Source organism: Brevibacillus centrosporus (assembly GCF_003710815.1).
Lineage (GTDB): Bacteria > Bacillota > Bacilli > Brevibacillales > Brevibacillaceae > Brevibacillus > Brevibacillus centrosporus.
Window position 1 is genome coordinate 30,262 of record NZ_RHHP01000030.1, and the last position, 21,362, is coordinate 51,623.

The following is a 21,362-nucleotide window of genomic DNA, read 5'->3' on the forward strand; positions in this document are numbered from 1 at the left end:
TGCGAGGAGTGATCTTACGTGATTCTCGACATTCTTCTATCCAGTTATCCCCTCTTTCTAAAAGCGTCATGGCTCACGCTCAAGCTGACGGCGGTTGCGCTCTTGCTCGGCTGTGGAGTGGGCCTCATCATAGCGTTTTTCCGGATTTCCAGCTCCAAGGTGCTGAACTACATCGCGCATATTTACATCACGGTCATTCGCGGCACACCGCTGATCGTGCAGATTGCCATTCTTTATTTTGGGATATCCAATCTGGTGACGCTCTCCCAATTTTGGGCAGGGGCGATTGCCTTGGCCGTTCATAATGGCGCCTATATTGCCGAAATATTCCGTGGGGCGATCCAGTCGATTGACCGCGGGCAAATGGAGGCTTCAAGATCTCTCGGGATGTCTTATCCGCTCGCGATGAGACGCATCGTATTGCCACAGGCGTTCCGACGCGCAATTCCTTCCTTGGGAAACCAGTTCATTATCGGGTTGAAGGACTCGTCTCTGGTGGCATACGTAGGAATGCAGGATCTATGGGGAACGGGTCTGAGCGAAGCGGCCTCAAACTATCGCCAGCTTGAAACCTACATGGTAGTAGGCTTGTATTACCTGGTCATGATTACGATCTTCACTTACTTTGTGAACAGGCTGGAAGGGCGACTGGCTACCGGGCGCGCTCCGAAAAAGCAAGCCAAGGATAACAGTGTGGCTGCGTAACCAGCGCATGGCCAAAGAGGGCGGGAGACTATGGTTCAATCAATCGAGCGGACGATGAAAATTATCCGGGTGCTGATTTCAGACGAGAAACAAGCTTGGCCAATATCAGATTTGGCGAGCGCTACCGGATTGCCTATCAGTACGCTTCACCGGTTTCTCGATTCGATGATTCAGTACGGTCTGGTAGAGCAGGAGCCAGTCACCAAGCATTACAAGGCAGGCTACACGTGGATGGAAATCGGCTTTACCCTGCATAACCGAATCAATTTTCGCTATGTGGCAAGGCCGATTATGGAGGAGCTCGCTCAAGAAGTGGAGGAGAGCATCTTCTTGAGCGTACCAGCTGGGTATGATTCCATTCCGATCGAAAAGGTAGAGAGCCCGTTGAAGATTCGCATTGACGAGAACATGGGCGAGCGGATCCCGCTGACCATCGGTGCCCCGAATAAGGCGATTCTCGCTCATTGGAAGCCAGAGGAAGTGAGGAAGGTCGTTGCGGCTCAGCTCGCTCCTGCCCTTCAGCAGCCGTTCCTTGATCAATTGGCGCATGTCAAAGAGACAGGCTATGCGATTAGCTGCGGGGAGAAAACGGAAGGGACGGTAGCGGTAGCGGCCCCCATCTTCAGCTACGGAAATCGGATTGTGGCGGCACTGTCGATCAATGCCCCCAGCTTTCGCGTGACAGAAGATCGCATGTCTTTTTTGATTGAGAGAGTCAAACAAAAAGCCGCGACGGTCTCTGCGAAAATCGGCGGAGTCTAGCAAGCGGATCTTTTGGAATGAAAAAATCCCCATCACCCGACTAGGGTATGGGGATTTACTCTTGGTAAGGAAAGATGATCGAAAATTTTGTGCCGACATTAGGTTTACTGTTCACGGTCACGGTACCACCGATTGTGTGGATGACATGATAGGAATACGTCAGGCCAAGTCCGGTTCCACTCGACTTTGTAGAAAAATAAATGGACCCCAAACGCTTCATCTGGCCCTCATCCATTCCTACGCCATTATCCTTGATGATGAGAATCGCTTTGCCTTCCTCGACTACCAGCGACAGGAACACTCTCCCTTTCCTTACGTTCGTACAGGCTTCAATCGCATTTTTGATAAAGTTCACGAGCACCTGCTTGATCTCATCCGGGTTGGCCATGATGATGACGGAAATATCAGGTGCGCGCACTTCCAATTCGACATTGTGCAAAATCGCAAAAGGGGACATCACAGCTCGCATGACCTTTAATAGCTCTACGACGTTAACCTGCTCATGTCGGTTTGTCAAAGGCTTGGAAATAGCCAGATACTCCGAGAGAATCATTTCCGTGCGCTGGATTTCGTCCATGCAGATGTTCATATACTGGGCGCTTTTCGTGAAGTCATGCGGATTCTCCTGCATCAAACGCAAAAAGCCCTTTACTGCCGTAAGCGGGTTTCGCACCTCATGAGCGAGCGAGGCTGCGACATGACTCATCGTCTCGATTTTTTCATTTTGCGCATGCTTGATAAAGATCTCCTTGTCCGATACGGATGTACTGAACAAGGACATCAGAATCCAGATACCGAGTATGTTTGGCAAGGGGATGACCAGCAGGTGATACGTCAAGTGTTTAACAAAATAGTGGGGGAGGTAGAAGTAGGTAAGAGTTAAGGCGATGATGGAAAACAATACGCCCGCCAATATTGTGAAAAACGTTTTTCGGTGAGTAGCTTTGTAGGTTCTGTACATGAGGAGGGACACCGAAAAGGAGAAGACGGAAATGACCAAGGCGATAAACAAGCCATCGCCGCCCAGGTAGAGACGATAAAGGACGAATTCGCCCAGCAAAATCAAGCCTGTCTGGACACCGCCATAAACAAGCGCGAAAAACATGATGACGTAGCGAACGTCAAAGATGACTCCTTCTACTACGCTTGACGAAAACGTCATGGCGAGGAATAAACTGATCGAACTCGTAACCAGGATGAAGGACTGGCTAAAATTTCTCATTTTATCCCGGTAGTAGATATTGAACAGGACAAAAGGGATCAGGACAAAAAACATTTGAAGAATGACTTCTTTTAATAGGCTCATCGTGCATCTCCACCGCAGACTGGCTCTGAATCTCCACCGTTATTTCGACATGGAATACGACAATCCCTCCCAAGATTCGAGTATCAAATTTGTCACAATAAAGAAACATCTCCTAAAAAAGTCCTAGTTGACAGGTGGGCAATGGATTGATTATAGTCTGTATATATTCAAGAAACGTTTTGAAAATAATAACTACTCTTATCCAGAGAAGGCTGAGGGAATGGCCCTATGAAGCCCGGCAACCTAGCACGTGAGATCTATTGTCTCCCGCGCCAAGGTGCTAACTCCACCAGGTAGAGATACCTGATAGATAAGAGGCGGAATATCGTGCTGACGATTTTAGCCTCTTTCTGGTGGAAAGAGGCTTTTCTAATGGGCAAAAACTAGCTCCTTTCTGCGATGAGTTCACAAAAAAGGGGGAACATCCATGAAAAAGAAATTTGGTCTGCTCGTGACTCTTGCATTGACAGCATCGCTCGCCCTGACAGCGTGCGGAAACGGTGGAGGGGCAGCTGCTCCGAACGGCGCAAACGGCGCTTCCGGCGAGAAAGCAAAGAAAATCGCATTAATTATGCGCCAAAATGTGGGAACGTTCTCGGCGCAGTACATCAACGGAGTGAAAAAAGAAGTGGAGAAAAACGGCGGAGAGCTGACTGTTTTCAATGCAGACACCGATCTGGCGAAAATGGCTTCCAACCTGGATGCAGCGGTAAACCAGCACTTTGACGGAATTCTGATCGACCACGGTACGGCAGAAGCCCTGCAGCAAGGCACCCAAAAGGCAGTAGACAAGAAGATCCCGGTCGTACTCTTTGACACCGATATCAAAATCGCAGGGGTTCCAACCGTTGCCCAGGACGACCAAAAGCTGGCTGACCTGAGCCTCGAGAAGCTGGCTGCGGACAACGGCAACAAAGGAAACATCGTAAAAATCTGGGTGGCTGGCTTTGCGCCAATGGAAAAACGCCAAATCACCTATGATGCGTTCTTGAAGAAATATCCAGACATCAAGGAAGTAGCGGCTTTCGGTTCGGCTACCAACAATACTGCTTTGGATACACAATCTCAAATGGAAGCGATCCTGAAGAAATATCCAAACAAAGGCGACATCACAGCGGTATGGGCAGCATGGGATGAGTTCGGAAAAGGTGCTACGCGTGCGATTCAGCAAGCAGGACGCACCGAGATTAAAGTATACTCCATCGACCTGAGTGACGAAGACCTGCAAATGATCCAAGAGCCAAATTCTCCTTGGACAGCAACAGCTGCGGTAGACCCATCCAACATCGGTCGCATCCAGGCTGAAACAGTGTTCAAAAAGATCAAAGGCGAGGAAGTACCAGACAACGTAAATCTGAACCCAGTGCTCGTACAACAATCGGACCTGCCAAAAGACAAAAAAGTAACGATGGCTGATCTTTCCCAATACGTGCAAGAGTGGGGCAAATAAGATTGTATAGATGAAAGGATTGGCTATTCCCGTTGAACCTCTCAACGGGAATCTTCCTTATTTATAGAAAAGAATGGATGGATTTCTTAGCCAGTAAAAGCGCAACTAGGGGGTGGATAGATTGTCAACTTTACACATGCAAGGCATCGAGAAGCAGTTCTCCGGAGTGCCTGCGCTGCGAACCGTTGATTTTGAAGTGAAGGCAGGGGAGGTTCACGCGCTGCTTGGAGCGAACGGAGCGGGAAAAAGCACGCTGATGAAAATTCTTACGGGTGCCTACCAGGCAGATGGTGGATCCATTTCGATTGACGGTCAAGCGGTCCAGATACAATCCCCGCAGGATGCCAAGGCGCTGGGAATTCAATGTGTCTATCAGGAAGTCGATACGGCTTTGGTGCCGTATTTGAGTGTAGCGGAAAACATATTGCTGGATCAGCTCGTCCAGGACAAAGTCTCGAGCTTCGTAAGCTGGCAGCGTTTATACGCTCAGTCCGAAGAGCTGCTCCGTGGATTCGGATTCTCCATTCCCGTTCAAATGACAGTAGAAGAATGCTCACTGTCGGAAAAGCAGCTCATTCTCATCGCACGGGCGACTGTGCAAAAGGCCAAGTTTGTCATTTTCGATGAACCGACTGCTCCCCTGAGCACAAAGGAAAGTGAGCGGCTGTTTCACATTATCGCCCAGCTGAAAAAGGCAGGCGTCGGTATTATCTACATTTCTCACCGTCTTCCGGAAATCTTTGAAATTTGTGATCGCATCACCATCATGCGTGACGGTCAGCACGTGATTACGACGGAAACACAGGCGACCAATATGGATGAGGTCATCAGCCACATGCTCGGAAAAAGCTTTGCGGAGGAGTTCCCGAAAGCTGTTGTCGAGATTGGGGAGCCGATCTTTGAAGTCATCGGTGCCAGGGGCGGAAAGGTGCGCCATGCCGATCTGACTGTACGTGAGGGAGAGATCGTCGGAGTCGTCGGCCTCGTGGGTGCCGGGAAAACCGAGCTTGCCCGCTTGCTGTTCGGAGCGGACGCGGCAGAAGCGGGAGAGATCAAGCTCAAAGGAACACAGCTGCGTATCCGTACACCAAAAGACGCCGTGGATGCGGGGATCGTTCTCGTGCCGGAGGAAAGGCGAAAAGAAGGCATCTTCGTAGAGGAATCCGTAAAGAGCAACCTGTCAGTGGCAACGATCTCCAAGTGGTCCCCGTTCGGCTTTATCCGCAGCGGATTGGAAGTGGGTCTGGCGAAGGAGCTGGTGCAGCGCCTGGGTGTGAAGACAGCGGATATTAGCCAGCTGGTTGGATTTCTCAGCGGGGGAAACCAGCAGAAGGTCGCGATCGGCAAATGGCTGGAGACGGACGCCAGCATCTTCATGTTCGATGAGCCGACCAAGGGCGTTGACATTGGAGCAAAAAGCGATATTTACCGGCTGATCGGGAACCTGGCTGAGCAGAAAAAAGGCGTACTCTACTTCTCCTGCGAGTTCCAGGAGGTTATCGGGATCGCGGATCGAGTTCTCATCATGTTTGAGGGCCAGATCGTAAAGGAACTGAGTCGCGATCAAGCGACACAAGAATTGATCATGTATTATGCTAGCGGAGGTGAGTAGTGTGGAAGGCAAGAAATTCAGTCTCTTTGATTTTGTATACAAATACGGAACGGTAGCGGTGATCGTCATCGTCATGCTGGTGTTCAGCCTGACCAACCCGTATTTCTTTACCTATGACAACATTACCGACATCCTGCGGTCCATCTCGATTGTGACCTTTGTTGCTATCGGTGTGACGTTTTCCCTGATTGTGGGTGGATTTGATCTCTCTGTAGGCTCGACGGTGTCCTTGACGACTGTCGTCGCGGCCTCCATGATGGTCTGGCATGAGCAAGGTCCTTTGGTTACCCTGCTTGCACCTATCGTCCTGAGCCTTCTCGTCGGACTGATCAATGCACTGCTGGTCGTAAAAATCCGCATTCCGGATTTGCTGGCTACACTGGCGATGCTCTACATTGTAAACGGGATTCATATGACCTATTCCAAAGGCTACTCCATCTATGCGAACATGCCGATGGAGGATGGCTCAGTCGCGCCTGGTAAATTCCAGGAATGGTTCCTGTGGCTGGGACAAGGGGAGATCGCTTCTGTTCCTGTGCCTGTTATCTTGACCTTCCTGCTCGTAGTCGTCACGCATATTTACTTGACCTACACACGTCAGGGACGGATGCTGTACATGACGGGTGGAAACCTGGAGGCAGCACGTCTCTCCGGTATTCCGGTTGATCGCTATCGCACGCTAGCTTACGTCTTGTCTGCGCTTTTCGCGGGTCTCGGCGGGATGCTCCTCGCTGCGCGCATCGGTACCGGTCAGGTCAGCAGCGGCGGCTCGATGCTGATGGACGCGGTAGCGGCGGCTTTCGTAGGCTTCTCTGTTTTCGGTGCCGGGAAACCGAACGTCTTTGGTACTTTTGTAGGCGCGATCCTGATCGGGGTGCTGTTGAACGGAATGACGATGCTCAACCTGCCTTACTACGCCTACGATATTGTCAAAGGGGTCGTATTGGCGCTGGCTTTGGCTGTGACGTACTATCAGCTGCGCCGGAAGAGAAAGGCTTAGGAATGCAGCTACCTGGCTTGAGACTGCGGGACTCTTATCATGGAAGGGTTCCGCTCTTTTTGCACCCATTCGCGCCTACATCCCCGGGAGAGGTTTTTTTACGCTCCTCCTGAGATATAATGAAGCGAACGATTTTGTCGAAAGGACGGTATGGGAATGGCCAGAAGAGAAATCCAAGTCAAACGAATGCTGCAGTATTTTGTGGAGGCGACGGTAGAGCTGATCGAAGAAGAAGGCATCGAAAATGTAAGTGCGCGCAAAATCGGCGAGCGTGCGGGCTATACCAGCTCGACGATCTACAACTATTTTGATGAGCTGTCGCATTTGATCTACTTTGCGTCTATGCGTTTTGTAAAGGAATATTTGCAAGAGCTTCCGGAATATCTGGCGCGTGGGAATACGTACGTAGAGAAGTACATCTCGAGCTGGGAGTGTTTTTGCAAGCATTCTTTTGAAAAACCGCAAATTTACCATGCCCTCTATATCGCCGATTTGGGGAAGAAGACGGACGAGATGGTCAATCATTATTTCTCCATCTATTCGAGTGATCTGATCGGCTTCACGGACGAAATCAAGCCGATGCTCTACGACCCGGATTTGACCTCTCGCAGCAAGGCGCTTTTGGAGCTGGCACAAAAGGAGCAGGACATCGAGGCCACAACGATTGAAGAGGTAAATGAGATGTGCGTCCTGATCTGGGAAGGGATGATCACGACTGTTTTGAACAAAAGACGGGACATGAAGCCGGAAGAGGCCGCAGAAAAAACGATGAGGTACATCCGCAATATGATGAGTCCTTTGCAAGAGGGGCAAGCAAGGTAAGTATTTTCACTTGACCCTCGTTTTTCAGGGGCTCATAATAGATTTATATCAAAATATGAACGCGTTCATAAATTGAACTTAGTAACGAAATGATTGGGTAAGGGTGGGAGAGGCGTGACAACCAGAGAAAAGCATAATGGGTTAATCGACTGCGACGTGCATCCGGTCCTGAGCGATTTTAACGAATTGGTCCCGTATCTTGATGAATCCATTCAGCAGTACATGAACATCGGCAAGTTTGCCAAGGGCGCTCTGAGCAAGCAAAACAGCGGCTCCTTCAAATTCCCGGCTTCGGCCTACGCGAATCCGCTTCCTGTTCCATTGCGGGCAGATGCGTTTCCGCCGAACGGTGACATTCCCGGGAGCGATCCTGCATTCCTGGCGAGTGATTTGCTCGATCGTTGCCAGACGGATTATGCGATTTTAAACATTGGGCATGGAACGATGTCTGCCTTTCACAATGTGGAGGTCGCTGCCAAGTACACGTCTGCCGCCAATGATTGGCTCTATGACAAATGGGTGAAAAGCGATCCGCGTTACCGAATGACGATGGAGATTACGCCGCTTGATCCAGCGCTTGCTGTACAGGAAATCGAACGGATCGGGAAGCGCCCCGAAATTGTAGGGATTAACATGCATTGTGTGAATATTCCGTTAGGCAAACGCCATTATTGGCCCATCTACGAGATCGCCGAAGCGTATAATCTGCCCATCGTGCTGCATCCTGATACGGAGGGAACCGGGGAATATGCTGCCAGCTTTGGGGTAGGGCCTGCTTCGACTTATATGGAGTGGCATACTTCTCTTGGACTGATCGGACAGCGCAACGTGATCAGTCTGGTGTGTGAGGGTGTCTTCGAGCGGTTCCCCAATCTGAAAGTAAACTTCATCGAGTACGGCTTCTCCTGGATCGCACCTACGATGTGGCGCATGGATAAAAACTGGAAGGCGCTGCGCCATGAAGTGCCATGGGTCAAAATGCTCCCGAGCGAGTATATCCGCAGAAACATCCGCTTTGGCACACAGCCGATTGAAGAGCCTGCTCGCCCGAAGGATTTGGTTGAACTGATTCAAATGATTGATGCCGAGCACATGCTGCTGTTCTGCAGTGATTACCCGCACTGGGACGGAGACGAGCTGGACCGCGCCTTCCTCCATTTTCCCAAACAGCTGCGGCATAAAGTCTTTTACGAAAATCCGCTGGCATCATTTCGCCTACAACCTTAGAAAAGGAGCACGAGCATCATGAGATCACAGGAAAAACATCGTCTCGTCTTGTGTTCCGCAGAGGAGCTGCGGGAGGGAGAGCGCAGGCTTTTTGAGGTAGACGGAGTCGAGATCGGCCTGATCCGGGCGGAAGGAACCTGCTATGCCTTTCGCAACAGCTGTCCTCATCAAGGTGTACCGATGCTGTATGGATCGGTCGTAGGGACGATGCTGCCATCCGAGCCACAGGAGTACGTGTATGGGCTCCACAATGAAATCATTCGCTGCCCGCTGCATGGATGGGAGTTCAACCTGAAAACAGGCAAAGCGCTTTTTTCCCCTCAGGTTTCCATCAAGATGTACGACGCAAAAGAAGAGGACGACGAGATCGTACTGTATCTGGACCGAGAGCCACAGCAGATCGTTCAAAAGCAGTTCGCCTGTGCGTTGTGAGAGATGATTTGAAAAACTGTACTTGACGTAAGGAAATAAAAGGATTACGATCTAATTCGTATTATTCGCATCGGAAAACATAGTTATTCTAGGGAGGTCAACATGAAGAAATCGTACGTATCCCTATTCCTGTCGCTCGTAGTTGCACTTATGGTAGCTGGTTGCGGAGGCGGACAGGGACAAGCTCCGCAAGCAGGTGGAGAAGCGAATGCAGGGAATGCTGGCGCAGGGCAAGTGGAAAAGCTGAAGGTCGGTATCATGTCCGGTCCTGAAGAAGACATCTGGAAAGTGGTAAAGGAAGTAGCGGCCAAGGATAGCCTGGATCTAGAGCTCATCGTATTCAGTGACTACGTACAGCCGAACAAGGTACTGGAAGATGGACAGTTGGATGCAAATGCGTTCCAGCACGTGCCGTACCTGGAGGAATTCAATGCCGGTCAAGGCACGCATATCGTGAAGCTGGCTGACACGATCAACTATCCGATCGGGATGTACTCCAAAAAAGTCAAAGACGTATCGGAATTGAAGGAAGGCGATCTCGTCGGTTTGCCGAACGATCCGACGAACGGAGCGAGAGCGCTGATTCTATTTGAACAAGCAGGTCTGATCAAGCTGAAGGAAGGCGTCGGCGTAAAAGCGACTGTTCGCGATATCGTTGACAATCCGAAGAAGCTGGAGTTCAAGGAAATGGACGCAGCCTTCCTGACCAAAGCGCTGGACGACTTGGCTGCTGCAGTCATCAACAGCAACTTTGCCATCGAAAGCGGTCTGGTTCCGACCAAAGATGCGATTTTCATGGAGCCAAAGGATTCTCCGTGGGTGAACATCATTGCGGTACGGGAGGCGGACAAAGACAAGCCTGTTTTCCAAAAGCTTGTGAAAGCCTTCCATTCGGATGAAGTGAAAAAGCTGGTGACAGAAAAATACGGAGATTCGATGGTTACGGCTTGGTAATCGAGTGAATCTAACCATTCTTTGATGAAAAGGTCTTCTTCCTGTATGGGAGGGGACCCTTTTCTTTAGACATAAAGGCACGGAAAAGGAAGGGGGAAACGAATTGAATCGCACATATGATGTCATTGTTTTGGGAGCAGGCTCGATGGGGATGGCGGCAGGCGCTTTTTTGGCGAAGCAAAATGCCAGGGTATTGCTGATAGATGCTTTTGATCCACCACATGCCAATGGCAGCCACCATGGGGATACGCGGATGATTCGCCATGCTTACGGGGAAGGCAAGAAATACGTTTCGATGGTGCTGCGTGCACAAAAGCTGTGGGAAGAGCTGGAGGCAGAGACAGGCAAGCATCTGTTTGAGCGTACAGGTGTACTGGGGCTCGCCAATATCGGTTCTGCCTTTTTGGAAGAAGAGATCATCAGTGCCAAGCAGTTTGATTTGCCATTGGAGATCTTGATGGCGGAGGAAGTGAAAAAGCGCTGGCCGGGTATCACTGTGTCTGATGAGATTATGGGCGCATTTGAGCCGAGCTCGGGTATCCTGTACAGCGAGGAATGCATCCGGGCGTATCGGCAAGTCGCTACCCAGCATGGCGCAGATTTGCTCACGAATACTCCCGCCAAATCGATCACCTATCATGCAGATGGGGTCACCGTTCACACTGAAAAGGGAGATTATCATGCCGACAAGCTGATTGTAACAGGAGGATCTTGGACCAGTTCCTTGCTGAAAGATTTGGAGCTTCCACTGCAGCCGTTCCGCAAGACGGTGGTATGGTACGAAGCGGACGAGGCTATGTATGGGCTCGGGAAGTTCCCCTCGTATTTTATGGACCTGCCGAATGACCGCTTCTACGGCTTTCCAAGCATTCAAGGTTCCGGCTTGAAGATCGGCAGTCATGACGCAGGCAGGAATATCGATCCTGATCGGGTGAATCGCCTTTTTGGCAGCGAACCGGATGATGACGGTGATCTAGGTACGGTCGCGCAAAGGTTCTTTCCGGGCGTTACCAACAACCGGGTGCGTGGGCAAGTGTGTCTGGTTACTTGGACGCCGGATCACGACTTTATTATCGACCACCATCCCAACCATGACCACGTGCTGATCGTTTCGGCTTGCTCCGCGCACGGATTCAAATTTGCCAGTGTCGTAGGTGAGTTTCCGCACAGCTGACTTTGCAAGGGAAGACGGATTTTGACCTCACACCGTTTGCACTGAGTAGGTTTGTGAGATGAGAAGAAGTGTTTGTCGGAAATAGGATATAATGTGGATAATTCTACGGTGTAGGGGGATATCTTCATGTCCATTCAAAATGAAATGGATCTTATCTGTCTAAAACGAGTTGGCAAGATTGTGGCAGAGGCGAGAGAAGCGATGCTGATGGCAGTCAGGCCGGGCGTATCCACGAAGGAATTAGATGAGATCGGGAAAGCAGTGCTAACAAAGTACGGTGCACATTCAGCCCCGAGGCGAGAGCACGACTTTCCGGGCTACACGTGCATCAGTGTCAACCATGTCGTCGCTCACGGGATCCCCGATGACTACCGGCTTAAAGAAGGCGACATGATCAACATCGATGTGTCTGCCGAGCTGGATGGGTACTACGCAGACACAGGGGCTACCACCGTCGTCGGAAACGGTGATAAAAAACGGCAAGCACTTTGCAAATGTGCGGAGGATTCGCTGTACAAAGCGCTCGCTTCCGCAAGAGCAGGCTCAAAGCTGAGTCAGATCGGGCGAGTTGTCCATAATGAAGCGCGGCAGAAGGGATTTACCGTCGTAAAAAATCTGACAGGACACGGAATCGGAAAAAGGCTGCATGAGGAACCGACGCATATCCTGAATTACTATGACAAGTGGGATAAACGTCTGCTGACAGAGGGCTTGGTCATTGCAGTGGAAACGTTTATATCAACCGGTGCCGAGTACGTTCAGGAAGGTCCGGATGGTTGGGCGCTGATCACGCTGGACAAGAGCTTGGTGGCTCAGTTCGAGCATACGGTGGTCGTGACAAATGGGCAGCCGATTATTCTAACCGCATAGCTCGTAAATGAGAGTGGACTCCACAGCGAAGGAGTCCTTTTTTTGTCTCAGCCGTCGCTTCTCTTGGCTACAGGTGTATCAGTATCCGTACAGTTGTGCGGACCCACTAACAAATGTGTGTGCAGCCAGTGCTCCTTTGCAAAAGCAAGCTGGGGCTTTTTCGTGATTCGTAATGACTGGCATATGTGTTGCAAATAAAAAGGAGCGAAGAACAAAAAGGAGGAGCTCCCATGCACAATCCCAATCAGAAGCTAAAAGACGAGATCGAGCGTATCAGGCAAGGCGGGGATGCCAAATATCATCAAAATCTCGAAGCTCAAGATAAAATGTTCGTTCGTAAAAGACTGGAGCTGCTGTTTGATGCAGATTCCATCGTAGAGGACGGTTTGTTCGCCAATGCACAGGCACCTGATCTTCCGGCAGATGCCACCGTGACTGGAATGGCGACGATTGACGGTAGACCCGTTTGTTTCATGGCCTCTGACTCGACAGTGAAAGCTGGCTCCTTTGGCAGACGGACTGTGGAAAAACAGATTCGTATTCAGGAAAAGGCGATGGAGCTGAACGTGCCGATTTTGTACCTGATCGACTCCGCAGGCGGGCGCATCACGGACCAGATCGAGATGTTTCCCGGACGCAGACACGGAGGCAGACTGTTTTACAACCAGGTGCAGCTATCGGGGATCGTTCCTCAAATCTGCATTCTGTTCGGTCCGTCACCGGCGGGCTCAGCTTATATTCCTGCCTTTTGCGACCTGACTATTATGGTGGAGAAAAATGCGAGTGCTTATCTGGGATCTCCGCGGATGGTGGAGATGGCGATTGGCGAGAAGACGACGATGGAAAACATGGGCGGCGCGCGCATGCACTGCAGCGTGAGCGGACTCGGGGACGTACTCGTGCAATCCGAGGTAGAGGCGATCGCCGCATGCAAGCGATACCTTAGCTACATGCCGCAAAGCTGGAGGGAGAAGCCACCCGTGACCGAGAGACGCGAGCCAGTCGCAGGGCGGCCACTGGCAGAAATCGTTCCGGAAAACCAAAATGTTCCCTTTGATATGAAGGAGCTGATCATGCAGATTATCGATCAGAACACGTGGTTTGAAGTGAAGAAGCTGTGGGCGCAGGAAATCATCACCGGACTGGCGCGAATGGGCGGCAAGGCAGTCGGCATCGTCGCGAACCAGTCCAAGGTAAAGGGTGGCACACTATTCGTCGACTCTGCGGACAAAGGCGCCAGATTCATCTGGCTTTGCAACGCCTTTCAAATACCACTGCTTTTCTTAAGCGATGTACCCGGCTTCATGATCGGCTCGCAGGTAGAGCGGCAAGGAATCATTCGCCATGGAGCCAAGATGCTGTCTGCCGTCTCGGAAGCGACCGTGCCCAAGCTGTCCGTTATCGTACGCAAATGCTACGGGGCGGGCCTCTACGCGATGGCAGGTCCAGCTTTCGGAACGGATGCGACGATTGCTTTGCCCAGTGCTTCCATCGCCGTCATGGGACCTGAGGCCGCGATCAATGCCGTTTACTACAACAAAATCATGAGTCTTCCCGAAGCAGAGCGAGCGGATTTCATCGCCCAAAAACGCCAGGAGTACGCAGAGGATATCGACATTTATCGTCTGGGCTCAGAGCTGGTCATCGACGATATCATCCCGTACGAGAGGCTGAGATCCGACGTCATCGCGCGGTTCAAGCTTTACCAAAACAAGCAGCCCGTCGTCTATCCAAAACGCAATGCTATTCATCCGGTGTAGGAGGTACTGGTTATGGACAAGGAAGCTGTCTTGTATGAGGTCAGGGATACGATCGCAAAAATCACGTTGAATCTGCCTGAGATGCGCAATCCATTAACGACACGCCTGACCTGCGAACTGATCACCGCTATCGAAGCAGCGGATCAGGATGAGCAGGTAAAAGCAATCATTCTTACGGGGAGTGGGCCGGCCTTTTGCGCTGGGGGAGATATGAACGAGTTCAAGGAGAATTTCAGCAAAAGCGTTCCACAGCTCTACTTCGAAGGAAAGGAAGGCACGCGCTTGTTTGAGCTTGGGGCTGCCATTCGTACGCCGCTGATTGCCTCGGTTCATGGAGCTGCCTTGGGGGGAGGCTGTGGTTTGGTCGCGATGTCCCACCTCGCGATTGCGTCTGATCAGGCGAAGTTCGGGACGACTGAGCTGCGGCTCGGTCTTGTTCCCTTTGTCATTTTGCCATGGATTCGCAGAGCGGTCGGAGAAAGAAGGGCGATGGAGATGATGCTCACAGCAGACATCATCTCCGCGCAAAAGGCGTATGAGTACGGGCTGATTCACCGCATTACCGTACCGGAGCAGCTGGAGGAAGTGACATGGAAGCTGGCCAGGCTGGTTGCGTCCTACAGTCCGTTGGCGGTGAAGCTCGGGATCGAGGCGTTTCGCACGACGGAACAGACAGATTTGCTCACTTCCATAGCTCAGCTGAGTACCCTGCGACTCGTTGCTTTTTCCAGCTATGATTTGCGTGAAGGTGCCACGGCCTTTTTAGAAAAGCGAGCACCGGTTTGGGAGGGGAAATAAATGAGAACGATACGGATCGGAGCTGCCCAAGGCTTCTACGGGGATTCCATCCTGCCCGCTGTAGCGAGCGTTCAGCGGGGAAACCTCGACTATTTGTGCTTCGACTGTCTGGCAGAGCTGACGCTGGCAATCCTGCAAAAGGACCGCAAGAAGGATTCTTCCAAAGGGTATACGCGTGACATCACTTCCTCCATGCCAGCTTTGCTGCCGTACATGAAGGAAAAGGGCTTCAAGCTCCTGACGAATGCAGGCGGCACGAACCCGCTTGGCGCGCAGCAGGAAGTCCTGCGAATGATTCAGGAGCTGGGAATCACAGGCTTGAAGGTAGCGGTGGTGACCGGAGATGACATTTTACCGCGGCTGCCCGAATTTCGCGAGAAGGGAATTTCGCTCTCTCATATGGAGGATGGGCGGTCGATTGACGACGTTTTGCCGCGAATCAGCTTTGCCAATGCGTACCTGGGGGCATGGCCCATTGTAGAGGCACTGCGGCAAGGAGCGGATATCGTCATTACGGGACGGACGACGGATTCGGCGCAATTCCTCGCTCCGCTGATCTTTGAATTCGGCTGGAAAAAGGACGAGTGGGACGCGCTCGCCCAGGGAATTCTCATGGGGCATCTGATGGAATGCTCCGGGCAGGTGACAGGAGGCAATTTCAGCGGCGACTGGCAGTCAGTGGAGGAGATGGATCGGCTCGGATTCCCGATCGCCGAAGTGGAGCAGAGCGGTAGCTTTGTCATTACCAAAGCAGAGGGAACCGGCGGACTTGTCTCTATCGAAACGGTAAAAGAGCAGATGCTGTACGAAATCCACAATCCGGCTGCCTATATGACGCCGGATGTAGTGCTGGATATGACACAGGTCGTGCTGGAGGAGTCCGGCAGGCATCGCGTCCGCGTCCGGGGTGCAAAGGGAAAGCCCAGCCCGGATACGCTCAAAGTTGTTATGGGGTATCCAAATGGCTATGTTGGTCAGGCGATGGTCGGCTATTCCTGGCCGAATGCGCTGGAAAAGGCAAAAGCAGCTGATCGGATCGTGCGGAAGCAGCTAGAGCGCTTGGGCTGGCAGTATGAGGAGGTGCAGACTGAATTTCTAGGCTACAACTCTCTGCACGGGCCACTCTCGACTCTTCCGGAGGAAAATCTCAACGAGGTGTATTTGCGGATGGCGGTTCGTACCCCGCAGAAAGAGGCTGCCGCCAAGTTTCCCAGATTGTTTCCTCCTTTGGCGCTGAGCGGTCCGCCGACGATGAGCGGAATCGGTGGGATGACTGCGCCGCGTGAGCTTTTTGGGATGTGGTCCTGTCTTGTTCCGCGAGAAGTAGTGGAGAGCAGAGTCGAGGTCAGCTTGGTGGAGGTGGAGTAGTACATGGGAAACGTACAATTGCGCGAAGTAGCCTTTGCACGTTCGGGAGATAAGGGAAACACAGTAAACATCGGGTTGTTCGCAGCCCGCCCGGAGTGGTACGAGGTGTTTGTGAGGGAAGTGACGCCAGAGCGGGTCAAAGATCACTTTCGAGGCTTGGTAGAAGGAGAGGTAGAATGTTACTTGATGCCCAATATTCACGCGATGAACTTTGTCTTGCGGGGGGCATTGGCTGGTGGAGGCTCTACTTCTATCCGAATGGACAATTTGGGCAAGTGCTTTGGGTCCAATCTTTTGCGCATGGAAATTGAAGCAGACGAAGCTTGACCTAGGATGACGAAGGATTTTTGTATATCGTGGATCGAAAGAAGGATATGATCATAACCGGTGGCGAAAATGTATATCCAGTAGAAGTGAAGCAGATTCTGTTTTGACATCCCCAGGTTCGGGAGGTGGCGGTGATGCGAGGGGAGGCTGGTACGCTTTGAAATGCTGGAATATTCGGAAACAACCCGCTCCCTTCCACTTCGCCAGAACACGATTTCGAATCTCGGCTGATTGGAAAAGGTGTGGGCGGTGTCGTTGATGGTCAAGAAAGCAGCGCTCGTAGAAGTCGAATAAGCGAATAACTACCGCATAGGGGAGGAATCAGAATGAGCAAAATTGTGGCGAGTATGGCGGGAAATGTGTGGAAGGTATTGGTGCAGCCGGGAGACGCTGTAGTAGAGGGGCAGGATGTTGTGATCTTGGAGTCCATGAAAATGGAGATTCCGATCGCAGCTGAGAGCAGCGGTACCGTCAAAGAAGTGAAGGTGAGCGAAGCTGATTTCGTCAACGAAGGGGACGTTCTCGTAGAATTGGCGTGAGTGGACCGCAATCGAATAGAGAAGCAAAAGAAAAACAAGCTGCGAGCTTCTGCCAGCTTGTTTTTTTCATAGAATGGCCTTAATGATAGTCGAGCAGCATTCCATGGCTTTCAAAGACCCCGTCTACTTCATCGTGCATTGCAAGCATGCCGTCTGGAGTGTCCATTGGGGAGGCCATGGATGCCCCCAGTACAATCGAGGAAATAGCGGCAGCAAGAGCTCCTGCGATTACTAATTCTTTCATGAATCGGTTCCTCCTTATGAAAGGCTGTCTGCATATTGTCGATTCTCTTACTATAGATAGTATGTGGTTTTTGACTCCGATACTAGACTTTATTTGCGGGAAAAGCCCTTAGTGGGAGATCACTGCTTATAATAGAGAGGGAATGCTTCTATCAAGCTGCGACTAGCTCCCTTGCACCTTGATCAAGAGAATGGAGGGAGAGTTTTATGGATAAGGCCAGTATTTTATTGGTTGAAGATGAGAAGAAGATTAGCAGATTTCTGCAGCTAGAGCTGGAATATGAGGGTTACGAGGTGCTTTGTGCGGAGGATGGGGTGAGCGGGCTTGAGCTTTATGCCAGCAAAAAATGGGACGTCGTACTGCTGGATGTCATGATCCCCAGGCTCAATGGCATGGAAGTGCTTCGGCGCATACGTGCTTCGGACAGCATCACACCAGTCATTCTGTTAACGGCGAGAGACTCGCTGCCTGACAAAGTAAGCGGTCTGGATTTGGGAGCGAACGACTACATCACAAAGCCTTTTGCCATTGAAGAGCTGCTGGCGAGGCTTCGCGTCTGCATGCGGATGGCGAGCCATCTCAAGCAGGGGACAGAAAACGAGACCGTTACACTGGGGGACCTCTGCGTAGATAAACGCATGCGCTCGGTTACACGGGGTGGCAATCCAATTGAGCTGACTCCACTGAGTTTGATTTGCTCGTCTATATGGTCAGGAACGCCAACCAGGTGTTGAACCGGGAGCAAATTTTGACGAACGTTTGGGGGTACGACTATTACGGCGACACGAACATCGTTGACGTGTACATCCGTTATTTGCGCAAGAAACTGGATGATCACCTGCATGCTCCACTTATCCATACGGTGCGGGGTATCGGGTATTCGATCAAGGGGTAGAAGCTGATGAATATCCGGAACAAGATCCAGGTTTTTTCCTTGGTTTGGCTGGTGCTGATTTTATGTATTACCAACGTCTCGATCTACTGGCTGTTTTATAAGCAAATGACGGATCAGGAAATCGGGAGGCTCCAGCAACAGGCGCAAAACATAGCGCAAACGCTGCATGCCACAGTCAATCAGGTCGATCCGGCAGATTTTCTGCAGGCCTATTTGACGCCAATCGGTATGATCAGAGTCGTGAATGCAGATGGACACGCAGTCCTTACAGCTGCCAAGGATGTCAAATTTGGTGGTTTGAAGCCCGCGTATAGCGATGCTGAGGTATACCGTTTGGAGGAGAAAGATGGGGTGCTATATGCAATCGCACAAGTCCCGGTGATTTGGAAGGATGGGACAGTCGTTTCGCTTGAAATGACGAACAGCTTGGCTGGCACTCAGGAAACCATGAGTATGCTGTTGGTAGTGCTCGTGTTGGCCTCGCTGTTTGTGTTATTGCCTGCCCTTTTTGCTGGAAGGATGCTGGGAAACATCATAGTGGGCCCCATCCAGTCCATGATGCTCACGATGGAGGAGATTCAAAAGAGGGGTGTCTTCAAGAAGCTGGACCTGCCGCCCCCTTCAAAGGATGAGCTGTACCTGCTCGGAAATACGTTTAACACGATGATCGATATTCTGCATCAAAACTTCACCAAGCAGCAGCAGTTTGTTTCAGATGCTTCGCACGAACTGAAAACGCCTTTGACCGTTATCGAAGGCTACGCGACCATGCTGAAGCGATGGGGAATGAAAGAGCCGGATATGCTGGAAGAAGCCGTCGATGCCATCTACGCCGAAGCGGTGCGGATGAAAACGATGACGCAGCAAATGCTGATGCTGGCCAATCCGGACGAGAAATCGGAGCTGGCTTTGCGAGAGGTTGATCTAGTCAAGCTCAGTGAGGAAACGAGCAAGTGGATGAAAAGGACCTATGAACATCCCATTACTGTTCATGTTCGAGAGGAACAGGTTCTAGTGTGTGTAGATGAGCAAAAGATTAAGCAACTGCTCGTCATTTTGCTCGATAATGCGCTAACGTACAGTTCCAAGCCGATTCAGATCGAGATAGAGCAGCAACAGCGAGCTGTGAAGATTTCTGTTATTGATCAAGGGGTGGGCATTCCCGCAGAAGATTTGCCGCACATTTTTGATCGCTTTTATCGTGTAGACAAGGCACGGGCAAGGGAAACCGGGGGAACCGGACTTGGGCTGTCCATTGCCAAGCGCATTGTCGATGCACACGGCGGAGAAATCAACGTGCTGAGTGAAGAGGGCCGAGGAACTACCTTCATGGCGACATTACCCAAAGAAGTGCAGATATCGGGGGTGAGTCAATGAGGCAGCGCAAAAACATGTGGCTTCTTCTGGGACTGTTGATTCTCCTTCTCGTCATCGCCAGTGTTCAGTTGTGGACTGCTGAAAAAGAGGAAAATCAGATTCCCCGTGACACGATGAAAAAAACGCTGGAGTCTCGCTATGCCGGCAGCATTACCTCTATTGTGTTGGTGGATGAGGCTGGCAAAGCAGCGTATAAAAGTGTCCTGCAGGGTAAAACCGGTACCTATGAAATTCGCGCGGATGCTTATTCTGGCCATATCCTGCACATTTCCCCGCTGCAGATTCATGTCAATCATCCAAGCGAGCCTCCACCAGTAAAGCCATCTGACCCAGCCAAACCCCAGTCCTCTGAAAACGCCGCATACGGTATCTCGTTAGAGCAGGCGAAAGCCATCGCATTGAAACAGGTAGAAGGCGTGTTCGACGGTATTGAGATCGAGGAGGTAGGCGGAGCGGTGGTGTATGAAGTAGAAGTGGATACCCCAAATGGGCAGGAAGTGAAGGTACAGGTCGATGCCCATACGGGGGTGGTCCTGTCCGTTTTGTGGGAAGACTAATGATTTTCTCATCAAATTCTAATCTTTTTCTTATGTCCTTCTCATGTGGCCTTCTTATCATGAAGAAAAGCAGAGAATAGGAGTGAGATCATATGAAAAGGATAGCAGCGGCAGTAGTCATGGCCGTTATCGTAGGGAGTATCGGCTTCAGTGCCCAAGCGGAAAATAATGTGCAAGGGAATAGTGGTGGCGTTCAACCTCAAAGTCCCACTGTTTATTTAGAGGTCGATGATGATATCCGTGCAGACGTATGGAAAAACGTCAAAATTTCTACGGAAGAGGCAAAAAAGCGCGCGCTTGCTGCACAACCAGGGACGATTCGAGAAATCGAGCTTGAGTGGGAGCACGGCCTTCTCCTCTATAAAGTAGAGATTAAGACTTTGGCGAAGAAAGTAGATGTTTACGTGGATGCCACTACGGGCGAGACCTGGAGGAAAAATGATCCACAGCATATGAAAAAGGTAGTTAAGATCAGTTTAGAAGAGGCGAAGAAAATTGCTCTGAACAAAGTGCCAGGTACCATCGTGAAAGCCAAACTGGACGAGGATGACGGGCAATACATCTATGAAGTGGAAATGAGAACGAACAAATGGGCTGAAGTCGAAATGGAAATCTCCGCAACAACCGGCGCCATACTGGATGTGGACTGGGACGACTAGGGCCTTGTGAAAAGAAAGCAGCAGAAGCCTTTATCCATGTGGATGAAGGCTTTTGTTTGCAGGGGGAAGGCTGCTCTGTGCTGAAAAGGATTTAGGCAAATAGGAGATTCTTTTCATTAATTATAAAAAAGCTATTGATTTACGAATGAAACTCTGCTAGATTATAGATCTACCCGCTAACACGAATTACAACGCGGTAGAACAAGTTGAAGTGAGTTTAAAAAAGGTTATTGACTTTCTCGCTCGAACTTGATAGAATGAGATCCTGCGGTTGAGACCGCGGACGAAATGCTCTTTGAAAACTGAACAGCGAAAGCGTTGATGAGTCTATCATTAATGATTTGCCAGCTTTGAACCAGATACAAACTTTATTGGAGAGTTTGATCCTGGCTCAGGACGAACGCTGGCGGCGTGCCTAATACATGCAAGTCGAGCGAGTCTCTTCGGAGGCTAGCGGCGGACGGGTGAGTAACACGTAGGCAACCTGCCTCTCAGACTGGGATAACATAGGGAAACTTATGCTA

At 50.9% G+C, this 21,362-nt stretch carries 21 protein-coding genes, 1 rRNA gene, 1 pseudogene and 1 riboswitch; of the genes and pseudogenes, 21 read left to right on the forward strand and 2 right to left on the reverse strand.

Going from position 1 to position 21,362, the window contains the following annotated elements; genetic code table 11:
- The first annotated feature begins 18 nt into the window (after positions 1-18).
- Positions 19-705 (forward strand): amino acid ABC transporter permease, encoded by a 687-nt coding sequence (locus EDM55_RS21365; protein ID WP_092275144.1) that lies wholly within the window; start codon positions 19-21, stop codon positions 703-705.
- A gap of 30 nt (positions 706-735) precedes the next feature.
- Positions 736-1,467: an IclR family transcriptional regulator gene (locus EDM55_RS21370; RefSeq protein WP_092275141.1), complete on the forward strand. Its 732-nt coding sequence runs from the start codon at positions 736-738 to the stop codon at positions 1,465-1,467.
- 55 nt (positions 1,468-1,522) lie between these two features.
- Here the strand turns inward: EDM55_RS21370 and EDM55_RS21375 are convergent, their stop codons facing one another.
- Positions 1,523-2,773, reverse strand: coding sequence for an ATP-binding protein (locus EDM55_RS21375; RefSeq protein ID WP_092275138.1), 1,251 nt, complete (start codon positions 2,771-2,773; stop codon positions 1,523-1,525).
- Positions 2,774-2,968: 195 nt separating this feature from the next.
- Positions 2,969-3,090, forward strand: a riboswitch (SAM riboswitch).
- 110 nt (positions 3,091-3,200) lie between these two features.
- Here EDM55_RS21375 and EDM55_RS21380 point away from each other — a divergent pair.
- The 14 genes from EDM55_RS21380 (at position 3,201) to EDM55_RS21445 (ending at position 17,106) form a co-directional block, all read left to right on the forward strand.
- Positions 3,201-4,223: a sugar ABC transporter substrate-binding protein gene (locus EDM55_RS21380; RefSeq protein WP_092275134.1), complete on the forward strand. Its 1,023-nt coding sequence runs from the start codon at positions 3,201-3,203 to the stop codon at positions 4,221-4,223.
- Between the two features lie 121 nt (positions 4,224-4,344).
- On the forward strand, positions 4,345-5,835 hold the full coding sequence (locus EDM55_RS21385) for a sugar ABC transporter ATP-binding protein (RefSeq protein WP_092275131.1): 1,491 nt from the start codon (positions 4,345-4,347) through the stop codon (positions 5,833-5,835).
- Position 5,836: 1 nt separating this feature from the next.
- Positions 5,837-6,835 carry an ABC transporter permease gene (locus EDM55_RS21390; RefSeq protein WP_092275128.1) on the forward strand — a complete coding sequence of 333 codons (999 nt, stop codon included), beginning with the start codon at positions 5,837-5,839 and terminating at the stop codon, positions 6,833-6,835.
- A gap of 156 nt (positions 6,836-6,991) precedes the next feature.
- Positions 6,992-7,657, forward strand: a complete 666-nt coding sequence (locus EDM55_RS21395; RefSeq protein ID WP_092275125.1) for a TetR/AcrR family transcriptional regulator — start codon at positions 6,992-6,994, stop codon at positions 7,655-7,657.
- Between the two features lie 114 nt (positions 7,658-7,771).
- Complete coding sequence (locus EDM55_RS21400; RefSeq protein WP_170184481.1) at positions 7,772-8,884, forward strand: amidohydrolase family protein; 1,113 nt, start codon at positions 7,772-7,774, stop codon at positions 8,882-8,884.
- 18 nt (positions 8,885-8,902) lie between these two features.
- Entirely contained in the window at positions 8,903-9,316 is a 414-nt protein-coding gene (locus EDM55_RS21405; protein ID WP_122961347.1) for a Rieske (2Fe-2S) protein, read from the forward strand.
- Positions 9,317-9,418: 102 nt separating this feature from the next.
- Positions 9,419-10,270, forward strand: coding sequence for a MetQ/NlpA family ABC transporter substrate-binding protein (locus EDM55_RS21410; RefSeq protein WP_122961348.1), 852 nt, complete (start codon positions 9,419-9,421; stop codon positions 10,268-10,270).
- Positions 10,271-10,373: 103 nt separating this feature from the next.
- A complete protein-coding gene (solA, locus tag EDM55_RS21415) occupies positions 10,374-11,444 on the forward strand; it encodes an N-methyl-L-tryptophan oxidase (RefSeq protein ID WP_307723960.1) in 1,071 nt (356 codons plus the stop codon).
- A 126-nt stretch (positions 11,445-11,570) separates the two neighbouring features.
- A complete protein-coding gene (gene map, locus EDM55_RS21420; protein WP_122961349.1) occupies positions 11,571-12,314 on the forward strand; it encodes a type I methionyl aminopeptidase in 744 nt (247 codons plus the stop codon).
- Positions 12,315-12,544: 230 nt separating this feature from the next.
- Positions 12,545-14,074 (forward strand): acyl-CoA carboxylase subunit beta, encoded by a 1,530-nt coding sequence (locus EDM55_RS21425; protein WP_122961350.1) that lies wholly within the window; start codon positions 12,545-12,547, stop codon positions 14,072-14,074.
- A gap of 12 nt (positions 14,075-14,086) precedes the next feature.
- The gene (locus EDM55_RS21430) at positions 14,087-14,872 is read left to right on the forward strand and encodes an enoyl-CoA hydratase/isomerase family protein (RefSeq protein WP_122961351.1); all 786 of its coding nucleotides are present in this window, start codon (positions 14,087-14,089) and stop codon (positions 14,870-14,872) included.
- The gene (locus tag EDM55_RS21435; RefSeq protein WP_092275100.1) at positions 14,873-16,240 is read left to right on the forward strand and encodes an acyclic terpene utilization AtuA family protein; all 1,368 of its coding nucleotides are present in this window, start codon (positions 14,873-14,875) and stop codon (positions 16,238-16,240) included.
- A 3-nt stretch (positions 16,241-16,243) separates the two neighbouring features.
- Positions 16,244-16,567 carry an AtuA-related protein gene (locus EDM55_RS21440; RefSeq protein WP_092275097.1) on the forward strand — a complete coding sequence of 108 codons (324 nt, stop codon included), beginning with the start codon at positions 16,244-16,246 and terminating at the stop codon, positions 16,565-16,567.
- A gap of 326 nt (positions 16,568-16,893) precedes the next feature.
- Complete coding sequence (locus tag EDM55_RS21445; RefSeq protein ID WP_092275094.1) at positions 16,894-17,106, forward strand: acetyl-CoA carboxylase biotin carboxyl carrier protein subunit; 213 nt, start codon at positions 16,894-16,896, stop codon at positions 17,104-17,106.
- A 79-nt stretch (positions 17,107-17,185) separates the two neighbouring features.
- Here the strand turns inward: EDM55_RS21445 and EDM55_RS30420 are convergent, their stop codons facing one another.
- Positions 17,186-17,350, reverse strand: a complete 165-nt coding sequence (locus EDM55_RS30420) for a hypothetical protein (RefSeq protein WP_170184482.1) — start codon at positions 17,348-17,350, stop codon at positions 17,186-17,188.
- Positions 17,351-17,556: 206 nt separating this feature from the next.
- On the opposite strand from EDM55_RS30420, the pseudogene EDM55_RS21450 reads away from it, so the two are divergent.
- From EDM55_RS21450 to EDM55_RS21470, 5 genes and pseudogenes are all read left to right on the forward strand, one after another.
- Positions 17,557-18,245: pseudogene (locus tag EDM55_RS21450) on the forward strand (response regulator transcription factor).
- 6 nt (positions 18,246-18,251) lie between these two features.
- Positions 18,252-19,622, forward strand: coding sequence for an ATP-binding protein (locus EDM55_RS21455; protein ID WP_122961352.1), 1,371 nt, complete (start codon positions 18,252-18,254; stop codon positions 19,620-19,622).
- Positions 19,619-20,179 (forward strand): PepSY domain-containing protein, encoded by a 561-nt coding sequence (locus EDM55_RS21460; protein WP_092275086.1) that lies wholly within the window; start codon positions 19,619-19,621, stop codon positions 20,177-20,179. Before EDM55_RS21455 ends, EDM55_RS21460 begins: the two co-directional genes overlap by 4 nt.
- A 92-nt stretch (positions 20,180-20,271) precedes the next feature.
- Entirely contained in the window at positions 20,272-20,838 is a 567-nt protein-coding gene (locus tag EDM55_RS21465; RefSeq protein ID WP_092275083.1) for a PepSY domain-containing protein, read from the forward strand.
- A 368-nt stretch (positions 20,839-21,206) separates the two neighbouring features.
- A 16S ribosomal RNA gene (locus tag EDM55_RS21470) occupies positions 21,207-21,362 on the forward strand; the annotation flags it as partial.